A 16,276-nucleotide genomic window follows, 5' to 3' on the forward strand; every position below is an offset into this window, starting at 1 on the left:
GGGCGCGAAGCGACCAAACAGGTGGGTTCTGAGAACCGGAGCGGAGCGTACGTTTGGGTACGTGAGCACCGGAAGCGCAGGAAGCCGCCGTTTGCAGGCCGGCATCACCTGAATAGCACCCTAGTAAAGTGGCTCCTCGAACAGCGTCTTGTCGCCGTCCATCAGCGCCTTGATCTGCGCCGTGCCGTTGGCCGCGATCGCGACGCGGATGCCGAATGGCCGCACCCGCATGTCGTTCTGGATCGCCATCCCCTCGCCTTCCGGCAAATAGAAGCGCTCGATGCCGTAATCCGGCGCGATCGTCGTGGCTGCGCTGAGATCCCAGCCCTCGGAGACGTGTCCGACGATATCGGCTTCATCGGCTGCTGCCGGCGCCGGCGCTTGCCCGAGCCATGCCGCGGTCGGCCCCCAATAGCCGTCGGCGCCCTGCTTCAGCCTCACCACGATCGACGTGTCCTCGCTTGTCGGTTTGCCGGCCGGAATGTTGGCGATCAGCTTCACCGGTATGCGCGAAATCTCATAGCCGAGCAAAATATAGTCGCCGCGCAAGAGATCGCGAGGATCGATCGGCTCGACCTTGAGCAGGACTTGCTTGCCGTCGCGCAGGATCGCCGCGCGTCCGGCGATAATCCAGCTTAAAAAGCCGATCTGGACGAGCGCCAGAACCAGCGCCGAGATGATCAGTCTTTTGCCCGTCATCATGCCGCCGCTCCTGTCACGTCCGGGGCGTTCATGCGCTTTTCAATGCGGATGATGACGAAAGCAAGAACGCCGAGAAGCACGGCCGCCGCCAGGAAGAAGCCTGCCGTGTCGAGCATTGATTGCAACATCACGACATAGATGATGGCGAGTTCGAAGGCGAAGCCCGCATAGGCAACCCAGCGCAGCCCCCGGCTCTCGCGGCCGCCGAGCACGATCGCGGCGACGATGCCGGCCAGCGCAACAGCCGAGGCAATCGCAAAGCCGCTGGTGTAGCTGCTTTCGTCCGCCAGCTCGAACTGGATCATCGCCAGCCCGGTGAGAAAGCCGATCAGCGCGTGCAAGGGCAGCCGGCCGCCGAGTTGCAAGACCCTGTCGACGGGCCCGGCAGCAAAGATCGCCGCCGCGAAGAGCAGCGCCGACGCGACAACCAAGGGGATCGCGACCTGCAGCGTGTCGTGGTCCATCGCCAGGAGCACGAGATAGAAGAGGACCGACAGGATGATCAAATGGCGCGCCGCCTGGCTGCGCGTCCAGAACGAAACGGCAAACAGGACCAGCGCCATGACGACAAACAAATGCGGGAATTCCGTGCGCCTGAAATAATCGAAGCCTTTCAGGAACAGCCAGGCGTCGGCAATGCCGACGGATGCGACGGTCAGCGGGTTCGAGCGCAGCGCAACCGCCGCCAGCGCCGTGCCGGCACCCCAGGTGATCAAGGCCGACGCCTCGTCGCCGGACAAATGGTACATTTGGCCGATCAGCGCGATCGATCCGCCAAATGCCGCTGCCGCGACGATCCATAGCGCTTCGCCGATTGCCGCGTGGTCGCGCATCTTCAGCACGGCACCGCCGACATAGCCGGCAAGGATAACGGCAAAGAGTGCCGCGACCCGCACCAGCCGCGGCATGACTTCCCAGTTGGCGGCGACGAAGATCAGGATGGCCGCGCCGAACAACAGCGCCGCCATCATCGCCAGGATCGAGCCGAAGCTCAGTGACTTGCGTTCGTTGGCCTCGACGTCGCGTGTCAGCGCATCGGCCGTCGGCGCGTCGATCAGGCCCGCCTGCTGCCATCGCCCGATATCAGACCTGACCCGCGACGAATAGCTCGCCATGCCCCTCCCCCTTTGCCCGGCCCCTTTTTAGCTCACCCGCCCAAGCCGTTGACGCAATGGCATTTTTCAATTTGGGCGGAGGCCTGTACACGCGTTAATGTTGCATTGCACAATTTGCATTGCTGCCATGCACCAATAGCGCTTTTAAATCGATATGACGCCTCCTATCTTCACGGCATACAGAAAGACGGAATGATCCGAAAGAAAGACGAAACGAGAATACCATGAACCTGATCCGCAACTATCGCAACTGGCGCCGCTACCGGGACACCGTTTCCGAGCTGAGCCGCCTGAGCACCCGTGAACTGACCGACCTCGGCATCAGCCGCAGCGACATCCACTACGTCGCCCGCAAGGCGGTCTAATCCTTCGGGCCGCAAATGGTCCGAACCAGTTTTGAAAAGAGAACGACAATGAACCTGATCCGCAACTATCGTAACTGGCGCGTCTACCGCGAGACGGTTACCGAGCTGGGTCGCCTGTCAAACCGCCAGCTGAATGATCTCGGCATCGTCCGCGACGAGATCAAGATGGTCGCTCGCAGGGCGATCTAACCACAGGAATTTCGCCAGGGTCGACCTCCTCCCCGACTCTGACGGATACGGTCAGCCTTCACCTCCTCCCGAGGGTTGACCACCAAAACGGCGCCCGCCGGACCTCCTCCCCCGGCGGGCGTTGTTTCCAACAAGGGTTTCGCGCCCTTTCAAATGGCGAAAAGAATTTCGTCAAAGCCGACCTCCTCCCCGGCAATGACGAATACGGTCGATCTTCACCTCCTCCCGAGGATCGGCCAACAAAACGACACCCGCCGGACCTCCTCCCCCGGCGGGTGTTGTTGTTTTGGGCAGTCTTTCCCAGCAGCCCACTTGCGGTGCCACGCCTGGCAATTGCAATCGCCGCGCCAAGGGCTTATTTCGGCGCTCATGAACAAGAATCCCATTCACGTCATCGGCGGCGGTCTCGCCGGCTCCGAAGCCGCTTGGCAGGCGGCCGAAGCCGGCGTTCCCGTTGTCCTGCATGAAATGCGTCCCATCCGCGGCACCGATGCGCACAAGACCGACGGGCTGGCCGAGCTCGTCTGTTCCAATTCCTTCCGCTCCGACGATGCGCAAACCAATGCCGTCGGCCTGCTGCACGCCGAAATGCGGTTCGCCGGTTCGCTGATCATGAGCGCCGGCGACGCGCATCAGGTGCCGGCCGGCGGTGCGCTAGCCGTCGACCGCGACGGGTTTTCCGAAGCGGTGACCAGAAAGCTCGAAGCGCACCCGCTCATCACCATCCAGCGTGAGGAAGTGCCCGGCCTGCCGCCGGCGGATTGGGACCAGGCGATCGTTGCCACCGGCCCACTGACCGCGCCGTCGCTCGCCCAGTCGATCGCGGAAGTGACCGGCGCCGACGCGCTCGCCTTTTTCGACGCCATCGCTCCAATCGTCCATTTCGACACGATCGACATGGACATTTGCTGGTTCCAGTCGCGCTACGACAAGGTCGGCCCCGGCGGCACCGGCAAGGATTACATCAATTGCCCGATGGACAAGGAGCAGTACCTTGCTTTCGTACAGGCGCTGGTCGACGGCCAGAAGACCGAATTCAAGCAATGGGAAGGCACGCCCTATTTCGACGGCTGCCTGCCGATCGAGGTGATGGCCGAGCGTGGCGTCGAGACGCTGCGCTACGGACCGATGAAGCCGATGGGGCTGACCAATGCACACAATCCGTCTGTAAAGGCCTATGCCGTCGTCCAGCTTCGCCAGGACAATGCGCTGGGCACGCTCTACAATATGGTCGGCTTCCAGACCAAGCTGAAGCACGCTGAGCAGGTGCGCATATTCCGCACCATTCCCGGGCTGGAAAACGCCGAATTCGCCCGCCTCGGCGGCCTGCACCGCAACACCTACATCAATTCGCCGACGCTGCTCGACGCTTCGCTGCAGTTGAAGTCGCGGCCCGGCTTGCGTTTTGCCGGCCAGATCACCGGCTGCGAAGGCTATGTCGAGAGTGCCGCCATCGGCCTGCTTGCCGGGCGTTTTGCCGCCGCCGAAAGGCTTGGCAATACACCGTCGCTGCCGCCCTTGACCACCGCCTTCGGCGCATTGCTCAACCATATCACCGGTGGCCATATTGTCTCCGATGACGAGCCGGGAAAGCGCTCCTTCCAGCCGATGAACGTCAATTTCGGCCTGTTCCCGCCGGTGGACGCGCCAAAGATCGAGGGCAAGCGGCTGCGCGGCAAGGACAAGACGGTCGCCAAGCGGCACGCGGTGACATCGCGCGCGCTTGCCGACTGCCGCGAATGGCTGGGGTTGCCTTTTCGGGCGGAAGCTGCGGAATAACTGTCGGGTTGGTTACGCGGCAGCCTCTATGCGGCCGGCCAGCCTTGCGTGGCGCGCCGGAACAAAAGCCAATGCCGGCGCAAGGCTGAGAGCCGAGCCACATCCTTGAGAGGCGAGCGGCGGGCATTCTCTATTCTGTCGAGATAGGCGCTCGACAGAGCCAGCGGCAGAAACGCCGGACGCAATGAAACCGGCAAAGCGGAAGCCCCCTGCTCGAAGGCGGAAAGATGCTCCCGTGCCAGAGCGATCATCGCGGCAACGACGCGTTCCGCGGCTGGCCCGCCATCACCGCTGACGAATTCTTGCGCCGACGACCCCGCCGCAGCCAAAATGTCGGCCGGGACAAAGCACTGTCCCCGCTTGCGATGCAGCGGCAGCAGAAGCAGCAAACCGGTCATCGCCTGCGCACAACCTGCCCTGCCGGCCAGTTCGGCAAAACGCGGTGCTTCGACCGGGTCGAGCACCATCGCCGCAAGCTGGATGAGCGCGGCGGCAGTCTCGCCGCAATAGCCTTCGAGATCGGTGCGCGATGGCATCGGGTCGTCATAGAGATCGAATATGCGCGCTTCGAGCATATTCTCGAAAGCCGCCTTCGGCAGGCGGTGAGCGGAAATCGTCGCCTTCAGCGCGTCCGCCACAGGATGGCCAACCCCCGCCCCATCCTCTTGGGCGGCGATGACATCTCGCCACCATTGCAGCCGGACTTCACCCGGCAGCGCTTCGCGGATGCGATCGCGGATGCCGGCGATTTCGGCATTGAAGGCATACAGCGAAAACAGCGCGTCCCGCTTGTCTTCGGGCGCATAGAGCGCGGTGAGATAGCGGTCGTGGTCGGCGGCACGCACCGCTTCCATGACGATATTGGTGTTTTCGGCCACGTCAGTCGACGGCGATGAGTGCTGCGGCCACGGCGCGGTCTTCCGCCAGCAGCACATTGTAGGTCCGCACGGCCGCCCCGGTCGACATCGGATCGGCGGAAATGCCCGCCTCCTTCAGCGCAGCACGCAGCGCGGCAGGCAATGGCCTCAGATCCTTGCCGCTGCCGACCAGCAGGATCTCGACCTTGTCGGCCTCGTTAAACAGCTTGGTGAAATCCGCTGCCGTCAGCGCCAGCGGATCGGCCGGTTCCCAGCCATAGATGCCCGAAGGCAGACACAGCAACGAGCCGCGATGCGACATGTCGGCAAAGCGGAAGCCGCGATTGCCGTAAGCTTCGATCGGCGCGCGGCCGGGGAAATGCGCCTCGCGGATGACGATGCCTTTGGCCACTGGCGCGGCAGTCGTCAGGTTGCCACGGCGTTGCCGCCGCCCACCGGCTTTTCCTCGTCGGAGGCTGCCGCCTGTGGCCGCAACTTGAACAGGATGAGCAGCGGCGCGGCGATGAAGATCGACGAATAGGTGCCGAACACGACGCCGAACAGCATCGCCATGGTGAACGAGCGGATCACCTCGCCGCCGAACAGCACCAGCGCCAGCAGCGCCAGAATCGTCGTCACCGAGGTCAGCGTCGTCCTCGACAGCGTCTCGTTGATGGCGTTGTTCAGCAGTTGCGGCAGCGGCATTCGCTTGTATTTTCGCAGATCCTCCCGAACGCGGTCATAGACGACGATCGTATCGTTGAGCGAATAGCCAATGATGGTGAGGATCGCCGCCAGCGACGACTGGTTGAATTCCAGGCCGGTGATGACGAAGAAGCCGATCGTCATGACCACGTCGTGCACAGTCGCAACGATGGCGCCGACCGCGAACTGCCATTCGAAGCGGAACCAGACATAGATCAGGATGCCGAGCAGCGCAACAAGCATGGCGATGGTGCCTTGCTTGGCAAGCTCGCCTGAGACCGTCGGCCCCACCACTTCGACGCGGCGGAAATCGTACTGGTCTTGCAGTTCGCCGCGCACCTTGTCGATGACGGTCTGCTCGGCATTCTCGCCGCCCTCCTGCGTACCGACGCGGATCAGCACGTCGTTCGGCTCGCCGAACTGCTGAACCTGCACCTCACCGATATTAAGTTCCGTCAGCCTGCCGCGGATGTCGGCCAGATCGGCATTGCCGGTCTTGGACTGCACCTCGATCAGCGAGCCGCCCTTGAAATCGATGCCGTAATTGATGTCGATGGTCATGAACCCGACGACCGACAGGACTGAAAGCACGCTGGACAGCGTGAACGTCCAGCGGCGGATGCCCATAAACGGAATTTTCGTTCCGGGCGGAACGAAAGTCACAGGCGCCCGAGGCAACTCCTTCGGACGGGCCCGGCGAAGCCAGATCGACACCAGCAGGCGGGTGAAGGTGAAGGCGGTGAAGACCGTGGTCAGGATGCCGATGGCATAGGTGACGGCAAAGCCCTTCACCGGCCCGGTGCCGAGATAGAACAGCACCACGGTCGCGATCAGCGAGGTGACGTTGGAATCGACGATTGTGGCCAGCGCCTTGCTGAAACCGGTATCGATCGCCTGGATGACCGAGCGGCCGGCACGTCGCTCCTCGCGGATGCGTTCATAGATCAGCACGTTGGAATCGACCGCCATGCCGATGGTCAGCACGATACCGGCGATACCGGGCAAGGTCAGCGTCGCTCCAAGCAGCGACAGCAGCCCGACGATCATCGCCACATGCACCGCCAGCGCGATGTTGGCGAGGAAGCCGAAGAAGCCGTAGGCGACGAACATGAACGCCACAACCAGGATCGAACCGATGATGCCGGCGACTTTGCCGGCATGAATGGAATCCTGTCCGAGGCCAGGGCCCACCGTGCGCTCCTCGATCACCGTCAGCGTCGCCGGCAAGGCGCCGGCGCGCAGCAGCACGGCGAGGTCGTTGGCGCTCTCAGCGGTGAAATTCCCCGATATCTGGCCGGTGCCGCCGGGGATCGGTTCGCGGATCTGCGGTGCCGAAATCACCTGATTGTCGAGGATGATGGCAAACAGCTTGCCGACGTTCTGTGATGTCGCCTGGCCGAACCGCTGCGCCCCTTTCGAATCGAAGCGAAACGAAACAACCGGCTCGTTGTTCTGGGAGTTGAACGTCGCCTGGGCATCGACGAGGTTTTCACCCGAAACGATGACGCGGTTCTCGATCAGATACGGAACCGGCGGGTCGTCCTGCGAATACAGCACCGAGGATCCCGGCGGCGGACGGCCGTTCAGCGCGTCCTGCACCGGCATCGATTGGTCGACCATCTGGAAGGTCAGCTTGGCGGTCTGGCCAAGAATTTCCTTCAGCCGTTGCGGGTCTTGGAGACCCGGCACCTGCACCAGGATGCGGTCGTCACCTTGCCGCTGGACGATCGGCTCGGTCGTGCCGAGTTCATTGACGCGGCGGCCGACGACCTCGATCGACTGCGTCAGCGCTGCCGAAGTACGATATTTGATGCCCGCATCGGTGACGGTGAACTTGAGCAGGCCGGGCTCGGAATCATCCAGCGTCATCTCCTGGATCGAGCCGCCGCTGAACAAGCCGGCCGCCACCGGATCGGTCAACGTCTTCAACGCCTTCTTGGCAGCGTCGATCTGTGCGGGATCGGTGATGCGGACCTGCACCGCGCGGCCCGTTCCGGCAAGGCCGGTATAGCCGATCTTGGCATCGCGCAGCAACGTCCTGATTTCGTCTCGCGTCGTCTCCAGCCGATCTTTGATCAGATCGTTCGGATCCATCCTGAGCAGGATATGCGAGCCTCCCTGCAGGTCGAGGCCGAGCGTCATCTGCCGCTTCGGCACCCAGTCGGGAAGCTTGGCCAGCGTGCTGGCAGAAAAAAGGTTGGGCGCAGCGAGGACCACTGTGGCGGCCACGGCCAGCCAGATCAGGATCATCTTGAAGCGCGAAAAATAAAGCATATGGCGTCGTCCGTCAGGGCGTACTGGCGGATCGTTCCGCCGACAATTCGGTTATTTCTTGGCGTTCTGGTTCGCCACCGGCTCGCCCTTGACGCGCACGTCGGCAAGCGTCGAGCGCAGCGCCGTCACCTTGGTGCCGCCGCCAAGGTCGATCTCGAGCTCGTTGTCGTCGATCACCTTGGTTACCTTGCCGACCAAACCGCCGCCGGTGACAACGGTGTCGCCGCGGCGAACCGCCGCCAGCATCTCGCCGCGCTTCTTCAGCTGCGTGCGCTGCGGCCGGATGATCAGAAAATACATGATCACGAAAATCAGAGCAAACGGCACGATCTGGATAAACATTGCGGACGAGTCCCCGCCGATGCCTTGGGCGTATGCCGGTGTCACGAACATCGAGGTACTCCTGAACTTTGAAAAACAGCCGCAAGGCGGCCCCGCCAAATTTGGCCGGAATATAGTCGGTAAAGTTGCCAATGCAACTGCGCGGCCGGGCAAATCGGCTGCTTTTCCGGCCTGGCGAGCCGTGTTAGAGGGTGATCCCGAAAAGCGACGCTCGGTTTTCGCAAAAGATCATGCCCGAACAAATGCTTGGGACGAGTTTCGAAACCGCTGAAATCAGGTAGGTTGCCCTGCCGCGCCGCTCTGAACGCGAACAAAAAAGACAAGAGATGACCGACAGCACCATCGCTATCCTGAACCAGAAGCTCGACCGCCTGATCGAGGCGGTCGCCCGCCTCGCCTCGCCGCCGGTGCCTCAAACCGACCTAGGCGAGGCCGATTGCTTCGTCTGGCAGGCCGATCCTGGCTATCTGGAACCGGTGCGCAAGGTCAACCGCGTCGAGATCGGCCTGATCCGCGGCGTCGACCGAGTCCGCGACATACTGGTCGACAACACCGAGCGCTTCGCCTCAGGCTACGCCGCCAACAACGTGCTGTTGTGGGGCGCGCGCGGCATGGGCAAATCGTCGCTGGTCAAGGCAGTGCACGCCTCGGTCAACGCCTCGGCGAAGCTCGACCTTCCGCTCAAGCTGATCGAGATCCATCGCGAAGACATCGACACGCTGCCGAAGCTGATGGGCCTGCTGAAGGCAGCACCCTTCCGCTTCATCCTGTTTTGCGACGACCTGTCATTCGACCATGACGACACGTCCTACAAATCGCTGAAGGCAGCACTTGAAGGCGGCGTCGAGGGCCGCCCGGCCAATGTCATCTTCTATGCCACCTCGAACCGGCGGCATCTGTTGCCGCGCGACATGATCGACAATGAGCGCTCGACGGCGATCAACCCGTCGGAAGCGGTCGAGGAAAAAGTTTCGCTGTCGGACCGCTTCGGTCTGTGGCTTGGCTTCCACAAATGTTCGCAGGACGAATATCTCGACATGATCGACGGCTATGTCCGCCATCACGATCTCGCCATCGATCCCGAGACGCTGCGCGCCGAGGCGCTGGAATGGGCGACGACGCGCGGTAGCCGTTCGGGCCGCGTCGCCTGGCAATTCACCCAGGATCTGGCAGGCCGGCTCGGCAAGTCGCTCAAGGACTAGACCATGATCCCGAACCGAAGGTCAGCGTAGCAAAAAGTGGAACCCGGTTTTCGGGCAAGATCATGGTCCGGAAAAGCAACAGAAGAAGCCCGCACCTTGCGGAGCGGACTTCTTCGGCGGGCTGAAGGTCAGGCGGCCCGCAAGTCGCTTTTTCTCTATTCGAGATAGCCTGACGGATCGACCGGCGCCGAGTTCTTGCGCACTTCGAAATGCAGTTTCGGCGAGTCGGTGGTGCCGCTCATGCCGGACAGGGCGATTTCCTGGCCGCGCTTGACCTTTTGGCCGCGCTGCACCTCGATCGAGCTGGCATGGCCGTAGACGGTGACCAGACCGTTTTCGTGACGCACCAGCACCGTGTTGCCGAATTCCTTGAGGCCATCGCCGGCATAGATGACGACGCCATTTTCGGCTGCCTTGACCGGCGTTCCCTCAGGCACGGCGATGTCGACGCCGTCCTTGCCGCCGCCGAAGCTTGAAATCACGCGGCCGCGCACCGGCCAGCGCATCTTGCCGATGCCGGTTGCATCCGGCGCCACCGCATCGTCGTCCTCGGCCTGCTGGATGACTTTCGCATCCTTCTTTGGCGGCGTGTAGGAGGCGAGCGTCTGCGTCGGCGTTGTCTTGGCCGGCGGCTGAGTGGTGGCCGTCGTCACCGGATCGACCTTTGCCGGCTTCGCGCCGGCGACAACAGCGGTTCCGCCGGCCGGCACTTTCAGGGTCTGGCCGATCTTGAGCAGTCCGTCCTGCATGCCGTTCGCCTGCTTCAGCGCAACGACGCCGACGCCGGTCTTTCTGGCGATGGCGGACAGCGTATCGCCTTGCTGTACCGTGTAAGTGCCGCCGGCACCGGCCGGCTTGGCCGTCGCCGAGGCTGTTTTGAGCGCAGTCTTTCCATCCTTCGGCTGGCTTGCGGCGGCCGAGGCATCCACCTGCGCGGCAGACTTGCCTTCCTTGAGCTTCGGCTGCTGCGGCAGCACGGCCACCTTCTCCGGCGCGTCGGCCGGCTGGTCGTGCCTGGTGCCGTTCGCGGGCTTGGCGTCGGCGACTTTCGGCGCGGCGCCGTTGCTCGAGTAAGCATAGGCCGGGATGACGAGCTTCTGGCCGGTCTTCAGCCCTTTGGTCGCGCTCAGCCCGTTGACTTTCATGATGGCATCCGCCGGCACGCCGTAGCGCTGCGACAGGCCGGAAATGGTCTCGCCGTCCTTGACGACGATCTCGGTTGCATGCGGTGCGCCGGCGGCCGTCGCCATGCGCGGCGCGTCGGGCTCGGCGTTCTTGAACGGCCTTGCCGCCGGAGCAACGGTGCCGGTTGCCGTCCTGTCGACACGAGGAGCGGCAGGCGCCAGGGCCGGCGCGGCAGCGGTACGCACCGGGCGGGCGGCAGGGGCCAGGGCGGGAGCCGGCGGCGGCAGTTGCTGTGCCGTAACCGGTTCGAGGCTTGAGCGGCTGACCGACTGGGTGTGGCTGCCGTCGATCGGGGCGGCCGCAACATCGCCCGGATAAGGCTGGGCAGCATCCTGCTTGTCGATGATGGCGCGCTGGTTGTTGGTCGAGGCGGTGAACACGTCGTCGACGCTGTTGAACCGCGCCACCTGGGAACTACACCCCGTCGCAGCGCCTGCGATCATGAGGACGGCGCAGCCACGCGCCAGATTGCGTCCGTTTGCCTTCAAAACACTGAATTGCATCGCACTAACCCGCACAGACCCGGTACAACTGAGTGTGATTAAAGCGCGTTAATGTTACCGGTCGGTTAAACCTGTAGAATCCGACGCAAATTTTCTTAAAATTTTTAAGTCAGATGACCGCGGCGACGCCGTGCAGGATCGGCTGCAGGCGCACCAGGCCGATATCCTCGCGTTCGAAGCGGCTGCCGACCTTGGTCAGCTTGGCCAGCACCTGCTCGCCTTCGTCGGGTCCGATCGGCGCGATAACGATGCCGCCGCTCGACAATTGGTCGAGCAGGAAGCGCGGCAGGCTGTCGAACGCTGCCCAGGCGACGATGCGGTCGAACGGCGCTTCATTGGCCAGCCCGTTGGAACCGTCCGCCTGGCGCACGATGACATTGCCGATGGCGAGTGCCTCGAGGCGCTGCCGGGCCTGTTCGGCCAGCGTCTTGTAACGGTCGATGGTGACGATCCGAGCGGCAAGCCGCGACATCACCGCCGCCGTATAGCCGGACCCGGTGCCGATCTCGAGCACGCGGTTTCCCGGCTCGATGGCAAGTGCTGCGATCACCGCCGCCTGCAGGTCGGTGCCTTCGATGGCCTCGCCGCATTCGATCGGCAGCATGCGGTCCGACCAGGCGATCGAATGGAAGTGGGCCGACAGGAAGCCGCGCCGCGGCGTCGCCTCAAAGGCGGCGATCAGCGCCTTCGGCACCGTGCCCCTGCCGCGCAGGCGAAGCAGAAAGGCGGCAAAACCTTCGCGGTCGTCGACCGCCGGAGCGTGGTTCAAGTTCATGCGAGCGCCTTGGCCAGTTGATCGCGGATTTCATGCGCGGTGAGATCGAGCTGCAGCGGCGTCACCGACACCAGCCGATTGCGCATGGCATAGAGGTCGGTGCCTTGCTTGCCTTCTACTGGCTCGCGGCCGAAGCGCAGCCAATAGTAAGGCAGGCCGCGGCCGTCGCGGCGCTCGTCGACCCACAGGCTGTGGACGAGCTTGCCCTGCGAGGTAACGACCGTGCCGGCGATCTCTTCGGGCGGGCAATTCGGAAAGTTGACGTTGAGCAGCACGCCGTCCGGCAACGGCATGGCGACAAGTTTTTCGAGCAGCGCCGGCGCCAGCGCTTCGGTGGTCTCGTAGGGAACGACGCGATCCTCGCCGACATAGGAATAGGCCTGGCTGATGGCGATCGAGCGCACGCCGAGCAGCGCGCCTTCCATGGCGCCGGCGACCGTGCCCGAATAGGTGACGTCGTCGGCGATGTTGGCGCCGGAATTGACGCCGGACAGGATCAGGTCGGGGGCTGCCGGCAGGATCTTCTTCACGCCCATGATGACGCAGTCGGTCGGCGTACCGCGCACGGCAAAGTGCTTTTCGCCGATTTTTCTTAGGCGCAGCGGCTCCGAGATCGACAGCGAATGCGCATAGCCGGACTGGTCCTGTTCCGGCGCCACCAGCCAGACGTCGTCCGACAGCGTGCGGGCGATGCGTTCGAGCGATGCAAGACCCTCGGCATGGATGCCGTCGTCGTTGGTCAGGAGGATGCGCATTATTTCGATTCGATCTTTTCCAGGCCGCCCATGTAAGGCCGAAGCGCTTCAGGAATGGTTACACTGCCATCCTCATTCTGGTAATTTTCGATGACGGCAATAAGAGCGCGGCCGACGGCCGTGCCGGAGCCGTTCAGCGTGTGGACGAAGCGATTGCCCTTGCCGTCCTTGTCCTTGTAGCGGGCGTCCATGCGCCGCGCCTGGAAATCGCCGCATACCGAGCACGAAGAGATCTCGCGATAGGTGTTCTGGCCGGGCAGCCAAACTTCGATGTCGTAGGTCTTGCGTGCGCCGAAGCCCATGTCGCCGGTGCACAGCGTTATGGTGCGGAACGGCAGGCCGAGCCGCTTCAACACCTCCTCGGCGCATTCGGTCATCCGCTCGTGCTCGGCAAGCGACGATTCCTGGTCGGTGATCGACACCAGCTCGACCTTGTAGAACTGGTGCTGACGCAGCATGCCGCGCGTGTCGCGGCCGGCCGAGCCCGCTTCCGAACGGAAGCACGGCGTCAGCGCGGTATAGCGCAGCGGCAGTTTTTCGTGCGGCGTGATTTCCTCGCGCACGAGATTTGTCAGCGGCACTTCGGCCGTTGGGATGAGCCAAAGGCGTTGTATAGATGCCGAGACGAACGTCTCTTCCGGCTGCCCCACCAGAGCATCCACAATTCGTTGTCGCGCAGAGCGACCGTCGACATCTGGTGAGCCCGCGTCTTGTGCTGAAGCAAGCGCTCGTACAACCTTTTCAATCGAAGTCAGATTTCTTGCTGTAGCAAACAAATCGTCCTCAAATTTCGGCAATTGTCCGGTGCCGAACATTGCCTCGTCGCGCACCATCAGCGGCGGGACGATCTCCTCGTAGCCGTGCTCGGTCGTGTGCAGGTCGAGCATAAACTGGCCGAGCGCGCGCTCCATCCGCGCCAGCTGGTTCTTGAGCACCGTGAAGCGCGAACCCGAAAGCCTTGCGGCACGCTCGAAATCCATCATGCCGAGCGCTTCGCCGATCTCGAAATGCTCCTTTACCCAATTCGGGCGGGTCGGCACCTTGCAGACGACGCGCTTGACGACATTGTCGTGCTCGTCCTTGCCGATCGGCACGTCATCGAACGGCACATTGGGCAGCACCGCCAACACGTCGTTCAGCGCCTTGTCGAGCTCGCGCTCGCGCGCCTCGCCATTCTGGATGAAGGCCTTGATCTCGCCGACCTCGGCCTTCAGCCTTTCGGCAAGGGCTGCATCGCCCGAACGCATGGCATTGCCGATCTCCTTCGATGCGGCATTGCGGCGTTCCTGCCTGGTCTGCAACTCGGTCAGATGCTCGCGTCGCGCCTCATCCGCGGCGATCAGGTCGTCGACCGTGGACTGCGCCTCCTCGGCCGACCACGAGCGCTTCTGGAGCGCCTCGACAAGGGCCTTCGGGTTGTCGCGAATCCATTTGATGTCAAGCATGGTCTGTTCGTCCTCGGCACGGCGGTTTCGGGGCAACGACATGCCCAAAACAAAGACCAGAGGGCGTAAACCGCATCATTGACCGATGCAAGATGTCAAGCCGAGTTCCTTCGCGCCCCGCTCAGGCCGGCAACACCGGAACTTTCAAACCCTGAAACAAAAAACCCGCCTCAGTAGGCGGGTCGTCGGCGCGAATCAGCACCATACCCAGATTAGTAGCATAGCTGCCGGCACAAAGCAAGAACAAAGATGCCAACCGCCCAACCGCAGCTACGTCGAAGACGCGTCCGCCGGCTTTTCGGCCACCTCTTCCCTGGCGTCCTGCTTTTCGCGGGCCACACGGTCGCGCTCCTTGCTGCGCTCGATCAGCCGGGCCGACCAGATCGAGACCTCGTAGAGAAGGATCGTCGGAATGGCGAGGCCGATCTGGCTCATCGGGTCGGGCGGCGTCAGCACCGCCGCCACCACGAAGGCGATGACGATCGCCCATTTGCGCTTCTCGGCCAAGCCCTGGGACGACAGCATGCCGACCCGCGTCATCAGGCTGGTCACCACCGGCAACTGGAACACCAGGCCGAAGGAGAAGATCAGCGTCATGATCAAGCTGAGATATTCGGACACTTTCGGCAGCAGCGAAATCTGCACCTGGTCGTTGGTGCCGGTCTGCTGCATGGCGAGGAAGAACCACATCACCATCGGCGTGAAGAAGAAATAGACCAGCGACGCGCCCATCAGGAACAGGATCGGCGAGGCGATCAGGAACGGCAGGAAGGCATTGCGCTCGTTCTTGTAGAGGCCGGGCGCGATGAATTTGTAGATCTGCGTGGCGATCAGCGGAAAGGCGATGACCATGCCGCCGAACATGGCGAGCTTGACCTGGGTAAAGAAGAATTCCTGCGGCGCCGTATAGATCAGCTCGACCTTGTGCGGATCGAGCCCGGCCCATTGGGTGGCCCATCTGAACGGGATCACCAGCAGGTTGAACAGCTTCTTGGCGAAGAAGAAGCACACAAGAAAAGCGACGAAGAAACCGCCGATCGACCACATCAGCCGCCGGCGCAACTCGATCAGGTGCTCCATCAGCGGAGCCGACGATTTTTCGATTTCGTCCTGTTCCTTATCCGAAGTGCTCACTTTGCGGCTCCCGCCGTTTTCCTGGCGGCCGGCTTCTTCGTTGCTGCCGATTGAGCTTTCGGCTCAGCTTTCGTGGCGGCCTTTGGCGCAGCGGTCTTTGCCGGCTTGGCCGGCACGGCAGCCGCTGCCTTCGCAGACGCCGGCTTCTTCTTTGCCGCCGATGCTTTTTGCGGCACGGCCGCTGCAGTCGTTTGCGCCTGCACTGCCGGTGCCACGACGGACTCGTCCGTCATCGCCGGAAAGATCGGCGTGGCCGGCGTCGGCTCCGGCGGACTGACGCCCGGCATCGTCGTTGCGCCGTTCTTCAGCGGCTCGGCTGCCTGCTCTGTCGAAGTGGCGGGATCGACGACCGGCTTGGGTTTCATCACGGCATCGACGCCGGAACGGACGTCAGCGGCCGCCTGCTCGAATGGATTGAGCTGTTTCCTGATCTCGGCCGCCGGATTGAGGCTTCTCAGCGAATCGACCGACTTCTTGACGTCGTCGAGCTCGGCTTCCTTCAGTGCGTCGTTGAACTGCCGCTGGAAATCGGACGCCATGGCGCGCAGCTTCGCCGTTGTGCGGCCGAAGGTGCGCAGCATGTTGGGCAAATCCTTGGGCCCGACGACCACGATCATGACGATCGCGATCACCAGCATCTCGGTCCAGCCGACTTCGAACATGGCTATACGTTCCGACTCAAGTTTTGGCCGACTAAAGTTTTGGGCTCAGCCTTTGCTGGCCTTTTCCTTCGGTACCGAAACGGTTTCGTCGGAACGGTGTTCGACGGTGCGCTTGTCCTCAGCAGTGTCGTCGTCGGCCATGCCCTTCTTGAAGCTCTTGATGCCCTTGGCCATGTCGCCCATCAACTCGGGGATCTTGCCGCGGCCGAAGACCAGCAGCACGATCACCAGAACGATCATCCAGTGCCAAATCGAAAATGAACCCATAGCAAATCTCTCTCGAACGG

The 16,276-nt window shown here is 62.8% G+C and carries 18 protein-coding genes; 5 read left to right on the forward strand and 13 right to left on the reverse strand.

Features of this window, described 5'->3' with window-relative positions:
* Positions 1-120: 120 nt before the first annotated feature.
* Positions 121-702: a GDYXXLXY domain-containing protein gene (locus NKI85_RS02985; RefSeq protein WP_352775842.1), complete on the reverse strand. Its 582-nt coding sequence runs from the start codon at positions 700-702 to the stop codon at positions 121-123.
* Positions 699-1,817 carry a DUF2157 domain-containing protein gene (locus NKI85_RS02990; RefSeq protein ID WP_352775844.1) on the reverse strand — a complete coding sequence of 373 codons (1,119 nt, stop codon included), beginning with the start codon at positions 1,815-1,817 and terminating at the stop codon, positions 699-701. Before NKI85_RS02990 ends, NKI85_RS02985 begins: the two co-directional genes overlap by 4 nt.
* 224 nt (positions 1,818-2,041) lie before the next feature.
* Here NKI85_RS02990 and NKI85_RS02995 point away from each other — a divergent pair, with 224 nt between their 5' ends.
* The 3 genes from NKI85_RS02995 to trmFO all read left to right on the forward strand — a co-directional run bounded on the left by NKI85_RS02995 (position 2,042) and on the right by trmFO (position 4,150).
* The gene (locus NKI85_RS02995) at positions 2,042-2,182 is read left to right on the forward strand and encodes a DUF1127 domain-containing protein (RefSeq protein WP_091596947.1); all 141 of its coding nucleotides are present in this window, start codon (positions 2,042-2,044) and stop codon (positions 2,180-2,182) included.
* Between the two features lie 48 nt (positions 2,183-2,230).
* Entirely contained in the window at positions 2,231-2,371 is a 141-nt protein-coding gene (locus NKI85_RS03000; RefSeq protein WP_023678914.1) for a DUF1127 domain-containing protein, read from the forward strand.
* A gap of 369 nt (positions 2,372-2,740) precedes the next feature.
* Positions 2,741-4,150, forward strand: a complete 1,410-nt coding sequence (gene trmFO / locus NKI85_RS03005; RefSeq protein WP_352775846.1) for a methylenetetrahydrofolate--tRNA-(uracil(54)-C(5))-methyltransferase (FADH(2)-oxidizing) TrmFO — start codon at positions 2,741-2,743, stop codon at positions 4,148-4,150.
* Between the two features lie 26 nt (positions 4,151-4,176).
* Here trmFO and NKI85_RS03010 read toward each other — a convergent pair whose 3' ends face one another.
* Genes NKI85_RS03010 through yajC form a run of 4 tightly spaced genes read right to left on the reverse strand, consistent with a single transcriptional unit; the run spans position 4,177 to position 8,379 of the window.
* Positions 4,177-5,004 carry a phytoene/squalene synthase family protein gene (locus NKI85_RS03010; RefSeq protein ID WP_502896100.1) on the reverse strand — a complete coding sequence of 276 codons (828 nt, stop codon included), beginning with the start codon at positions 5,002-5,004 and terminating at the stop codon, positions 4,177-4,179.
* Between the two features lie 25 nt (positions 5,005-5,029).
* Positions 5,030-5,419: an Mth938-like domain-containing protein gene (locus NKI85_RS03015; protein ID WP_352775851.1), complete on the reverse strand. Its 390-nt coding sequence runs from the start codon at positions 5,417-5,419 to the stop codon at positions 5,030-5,032.
* A 14-nt stretch (positions 5,420-5,433) separates the two neighbouring features.
* On the reverse strand, positions 5,434-7,986 hold the full coding sequence (secDF, locus tag NKI85_RS03020) for a protein translocase subunit SecDF (RefSeq protein WP_352775854.1): 2,553 nt from the start codon (positions 7,984-7,986) through the stop codon (positions 5,434-5,436).
* A gap of 51 nt (positions 7,987-8,037) precedes the next feature.
* Positions 8,038-8,379 (reverse strand): preprotein translocase subunit YajC, encoded by a 342-nt coding sequence (gene yajC / locus NKI85_RS03025; protein ID WP_023678921.1) that lies wholly within the window; start codon positions 8,377-8,379, stop codon positions 8,038-8,040.
* On the opposite strand from yajC, the gene NKI85_RS03030 reads away from it, so the two are divergent.
* Entirely contained in the window at positions 8,285-8,599 is a 315-nt protein-coding gene (locus NKI85_RS03030; protein WP_352744843.1) for a hypothetical protein, read from the forward strand. The two genes, yajC and NKI85_RS03030, sit on opposite strands and share 95 nt — an antisense overlap.
* 55 nt (positions 8,600-8,654) lie before the next feature.
* Positions 8,655-9,530: an ATP-binding protein gene (locus NKI85_RS03035; RefSeq protein WP_352775856.1), complete on the forward strand. Its 876-nt coding sequence runs from the start codon at positions 8,655-8,657 to the stop codon at positions 9,528-9,530.
* Between the two features lie 155 nt (positions 9,531-9,685).
* Here the strand turns inward: NKI85_RS03035 and NKI85_RS03040 are convergent, their stop codons facing one another.
* The 7 genes from NKI85_RS03040 to NKI85_RS03075 all read right to left on the reverse strand — a co-directional run bounded on the left by NKI85_RS03040 (position 9,686) and on the right by NKI85_RS03075 (position 16,256).
* The gene (locus NKI85_RS03040; RefSeq protein WP_352775859.1) at positions 9,686-11,218 is read right to left on the reverse strand and encodes a peptidoglycan DD-metalloendopeptidase family protein; all 1,533 of its coding nucleotides are present in this window, start codon (positions 11,216-11,218) and stop codon (positions 9,686-9,688) included.
* Between the two features lie 109 nt (positions 11,219-11,327).
* Positions 11,328-11,993 carry a protein-L-isoaspartate(D-aspartate) O-methyltransferase gene (locus NKI85_RS03045; protein ID WP_352775861.1) on the reverse strand — a complete coding sequence of 222 codons (666 nt, stop codon included), beginning with the start codon at positions 11,991-11,993 and terminating at the stop codon, positions 11,328-11,330.
* A complete protein-coding gene (gene surE, locus NKI85_RS03050) occupies positions 11,990-12,748 on the reverse strand; it encodes a 5'/3'-nucleotidase SurE (RefSeq protein WP_352775864.1) in 759 nt (252 codons plus the stop codon). Before surE ends, NKI85_RS03045 begins: the two co-directional genes overlap by 4 nt.
* Positions 12,748-14,193, reverse strand: a complete 1,446-nt coding sequence (gene serS, locus NKI85_RS37895) for a serine--tRNA ligase (protein ID WP_502900638.1) — start codon at positions 14,191-14,193, stop codon at positions 12,748-12,750. The genes surE and serS overlap by 1 nt, the downstream gene beginning before the upstream one ends.
* 270 nt (positions 14,194-14,463) lie before the next feature.
* Entirely contained in the window at positions 14,464-15,327 is an 864-nt protein-coding gene (gene tatC / locus NKI85_RS03065) for a twin-arginine translocase subunit TatC (RefSeq protein ID WP_352526039.1), read from the reverse strand.
* Positions 15,324-15,989 (reverse strand): Sec-independent protein translocase protein TatB, encoded by a 666-nt coding sequence (gene tatB / locus NKI85_RS03070; protein ID WP_352451387.1) that lies wholly within the window; start codon positions 15,987-15,989, stop codon positions 15,324-15,326. The genes tatC and tatB overlap by 4 nt, the downstream gene beginning before the upstream one ends.
* Positions 15,990-16,034: 45 nt before the next feature.
* A complete protein-coding gene (locus NKI85_RS03075) occupies positions 16,035-16,256 on the reverse strand; it encodes a twin-arginine translocase TatA/TatE family subunit (protein ID WP_352451388.1) in 222 nt (73 codons plus the stop codon).
* Positions 16,257-16,276: the final 20 nt, after the last annotated feature.

This window comes from Mesorhizobium sp. M0571, assembly GCF_040320985.1.
Classification (GTDB): Bacteria; Pseudomonadota; Alphaproteobacteria; order Rhizobiales; family Rhizobiaceae; genus Mesorhizobium.

Coding starts and splice junctions, on each gene's coding strand:
- NKI85_RS03040 (WP_352775859.1), bottom strand. CDS start 11,218: ATGCAATTCAGTGTTTTGAAGGCAAACGGACGCAATCTGGCGCGTGGC.
- surE (WP_352775864.1), bottom strand. CDS start 12,748: ATGCGCATCCTCCTGACCAACGACGACGGCATCCATGCCGAGGGTCTT.
- yajC (WP_023678921.1), bottom strand. CDS start 8,379: ATGTTCGTGACACCGGCATACGCCCAAGGCATCGGCGGGGACTCGTCC.
- secDF (WP_352775854.1), bottom strand. CDS start 7,986: ATGCTTTATTTTTCGCGCTTCAAGATGATCCTGATCTGGCTGGCCGTG.
- NKI85_RS03045 (WP_352775861.1), bottom strand. CDS start 11,993: ATGAACTTGAACCACGCTCCGGCGGTCGACGACCGCGAAGGTTTTGCC.
- NKI85_RS02995 (WP_091596947.1), top strand. CDS start 2,042: ATGAACCTGATCCGCAACTATCGCAACTGGCGCCGCTACCGGGACACC.
- tatB (WP_352451387.1), bottom strand. CDS start 15,989: ATGTTCGAAGTCGGCTGGACCGAGATGCTGGTGATCGCGATCGTCATG.
- NKI85_RS03030 (WP_352744843.1), top strand. CDS start 8,285: ATGATCACGAAAATCAGAGCAAACGGCACGATCTGGATAAACATTGCG.
- trmFO (WP_352775846.1), top strand. CDS start 2,741: ATGAACAAGAATCCCATTCACGTCATCGGCGGCGGTCTCGCCGGCTCC.
- NKI85_RS02985 (WP_352775842.1), bottom strand. CDS start 702: ATGATGACGGGCAAAAGACTGATCATCTCGGCGCTGGTTCTGGCGCTC.
- serS (WP_502900638.1), bottom strand. CDS start 14,193: ATGCTTGACATCAAATGGATTCGCGACAACCCGAAGGCCCTTGTCGAG.
- NKI85_RS03075 (WP_352451388.1), bottom strand. CDS start 16,256: ATGGGTTCATTTTCGATTTGGCACTGGATGATCGTTCTGGTGATCGTG.
- NKI85_RS03035 (WP_352775856.1), top strand. CDS start 8,655: ATGACCGACAGCACCATCGCTATCCTGAACCAGAAGCTCGACCGCCTG.
- NKI85_RS03000 (WP_023678914.1), top strand. CDS start 2,231: ATGAACCTGATCCGCAACTATCGTAACTGGCGCGTCTACCGCGAGACG.
- NKI85_RS02990 (WP_352775844.1), bottom strand. CDS start 1,817: ATGGCGAGCTATTCGTCGCGGGTCAGGTCTGATATCGGGCGATGGCAG.
- NKI85_RS03010 (WP_502896100.1), bottom strand. CDS start 5,004: ATGGAAGCGGTGCGTGCCGCCGACCACGACCGCTATCTCACCGCGCTC.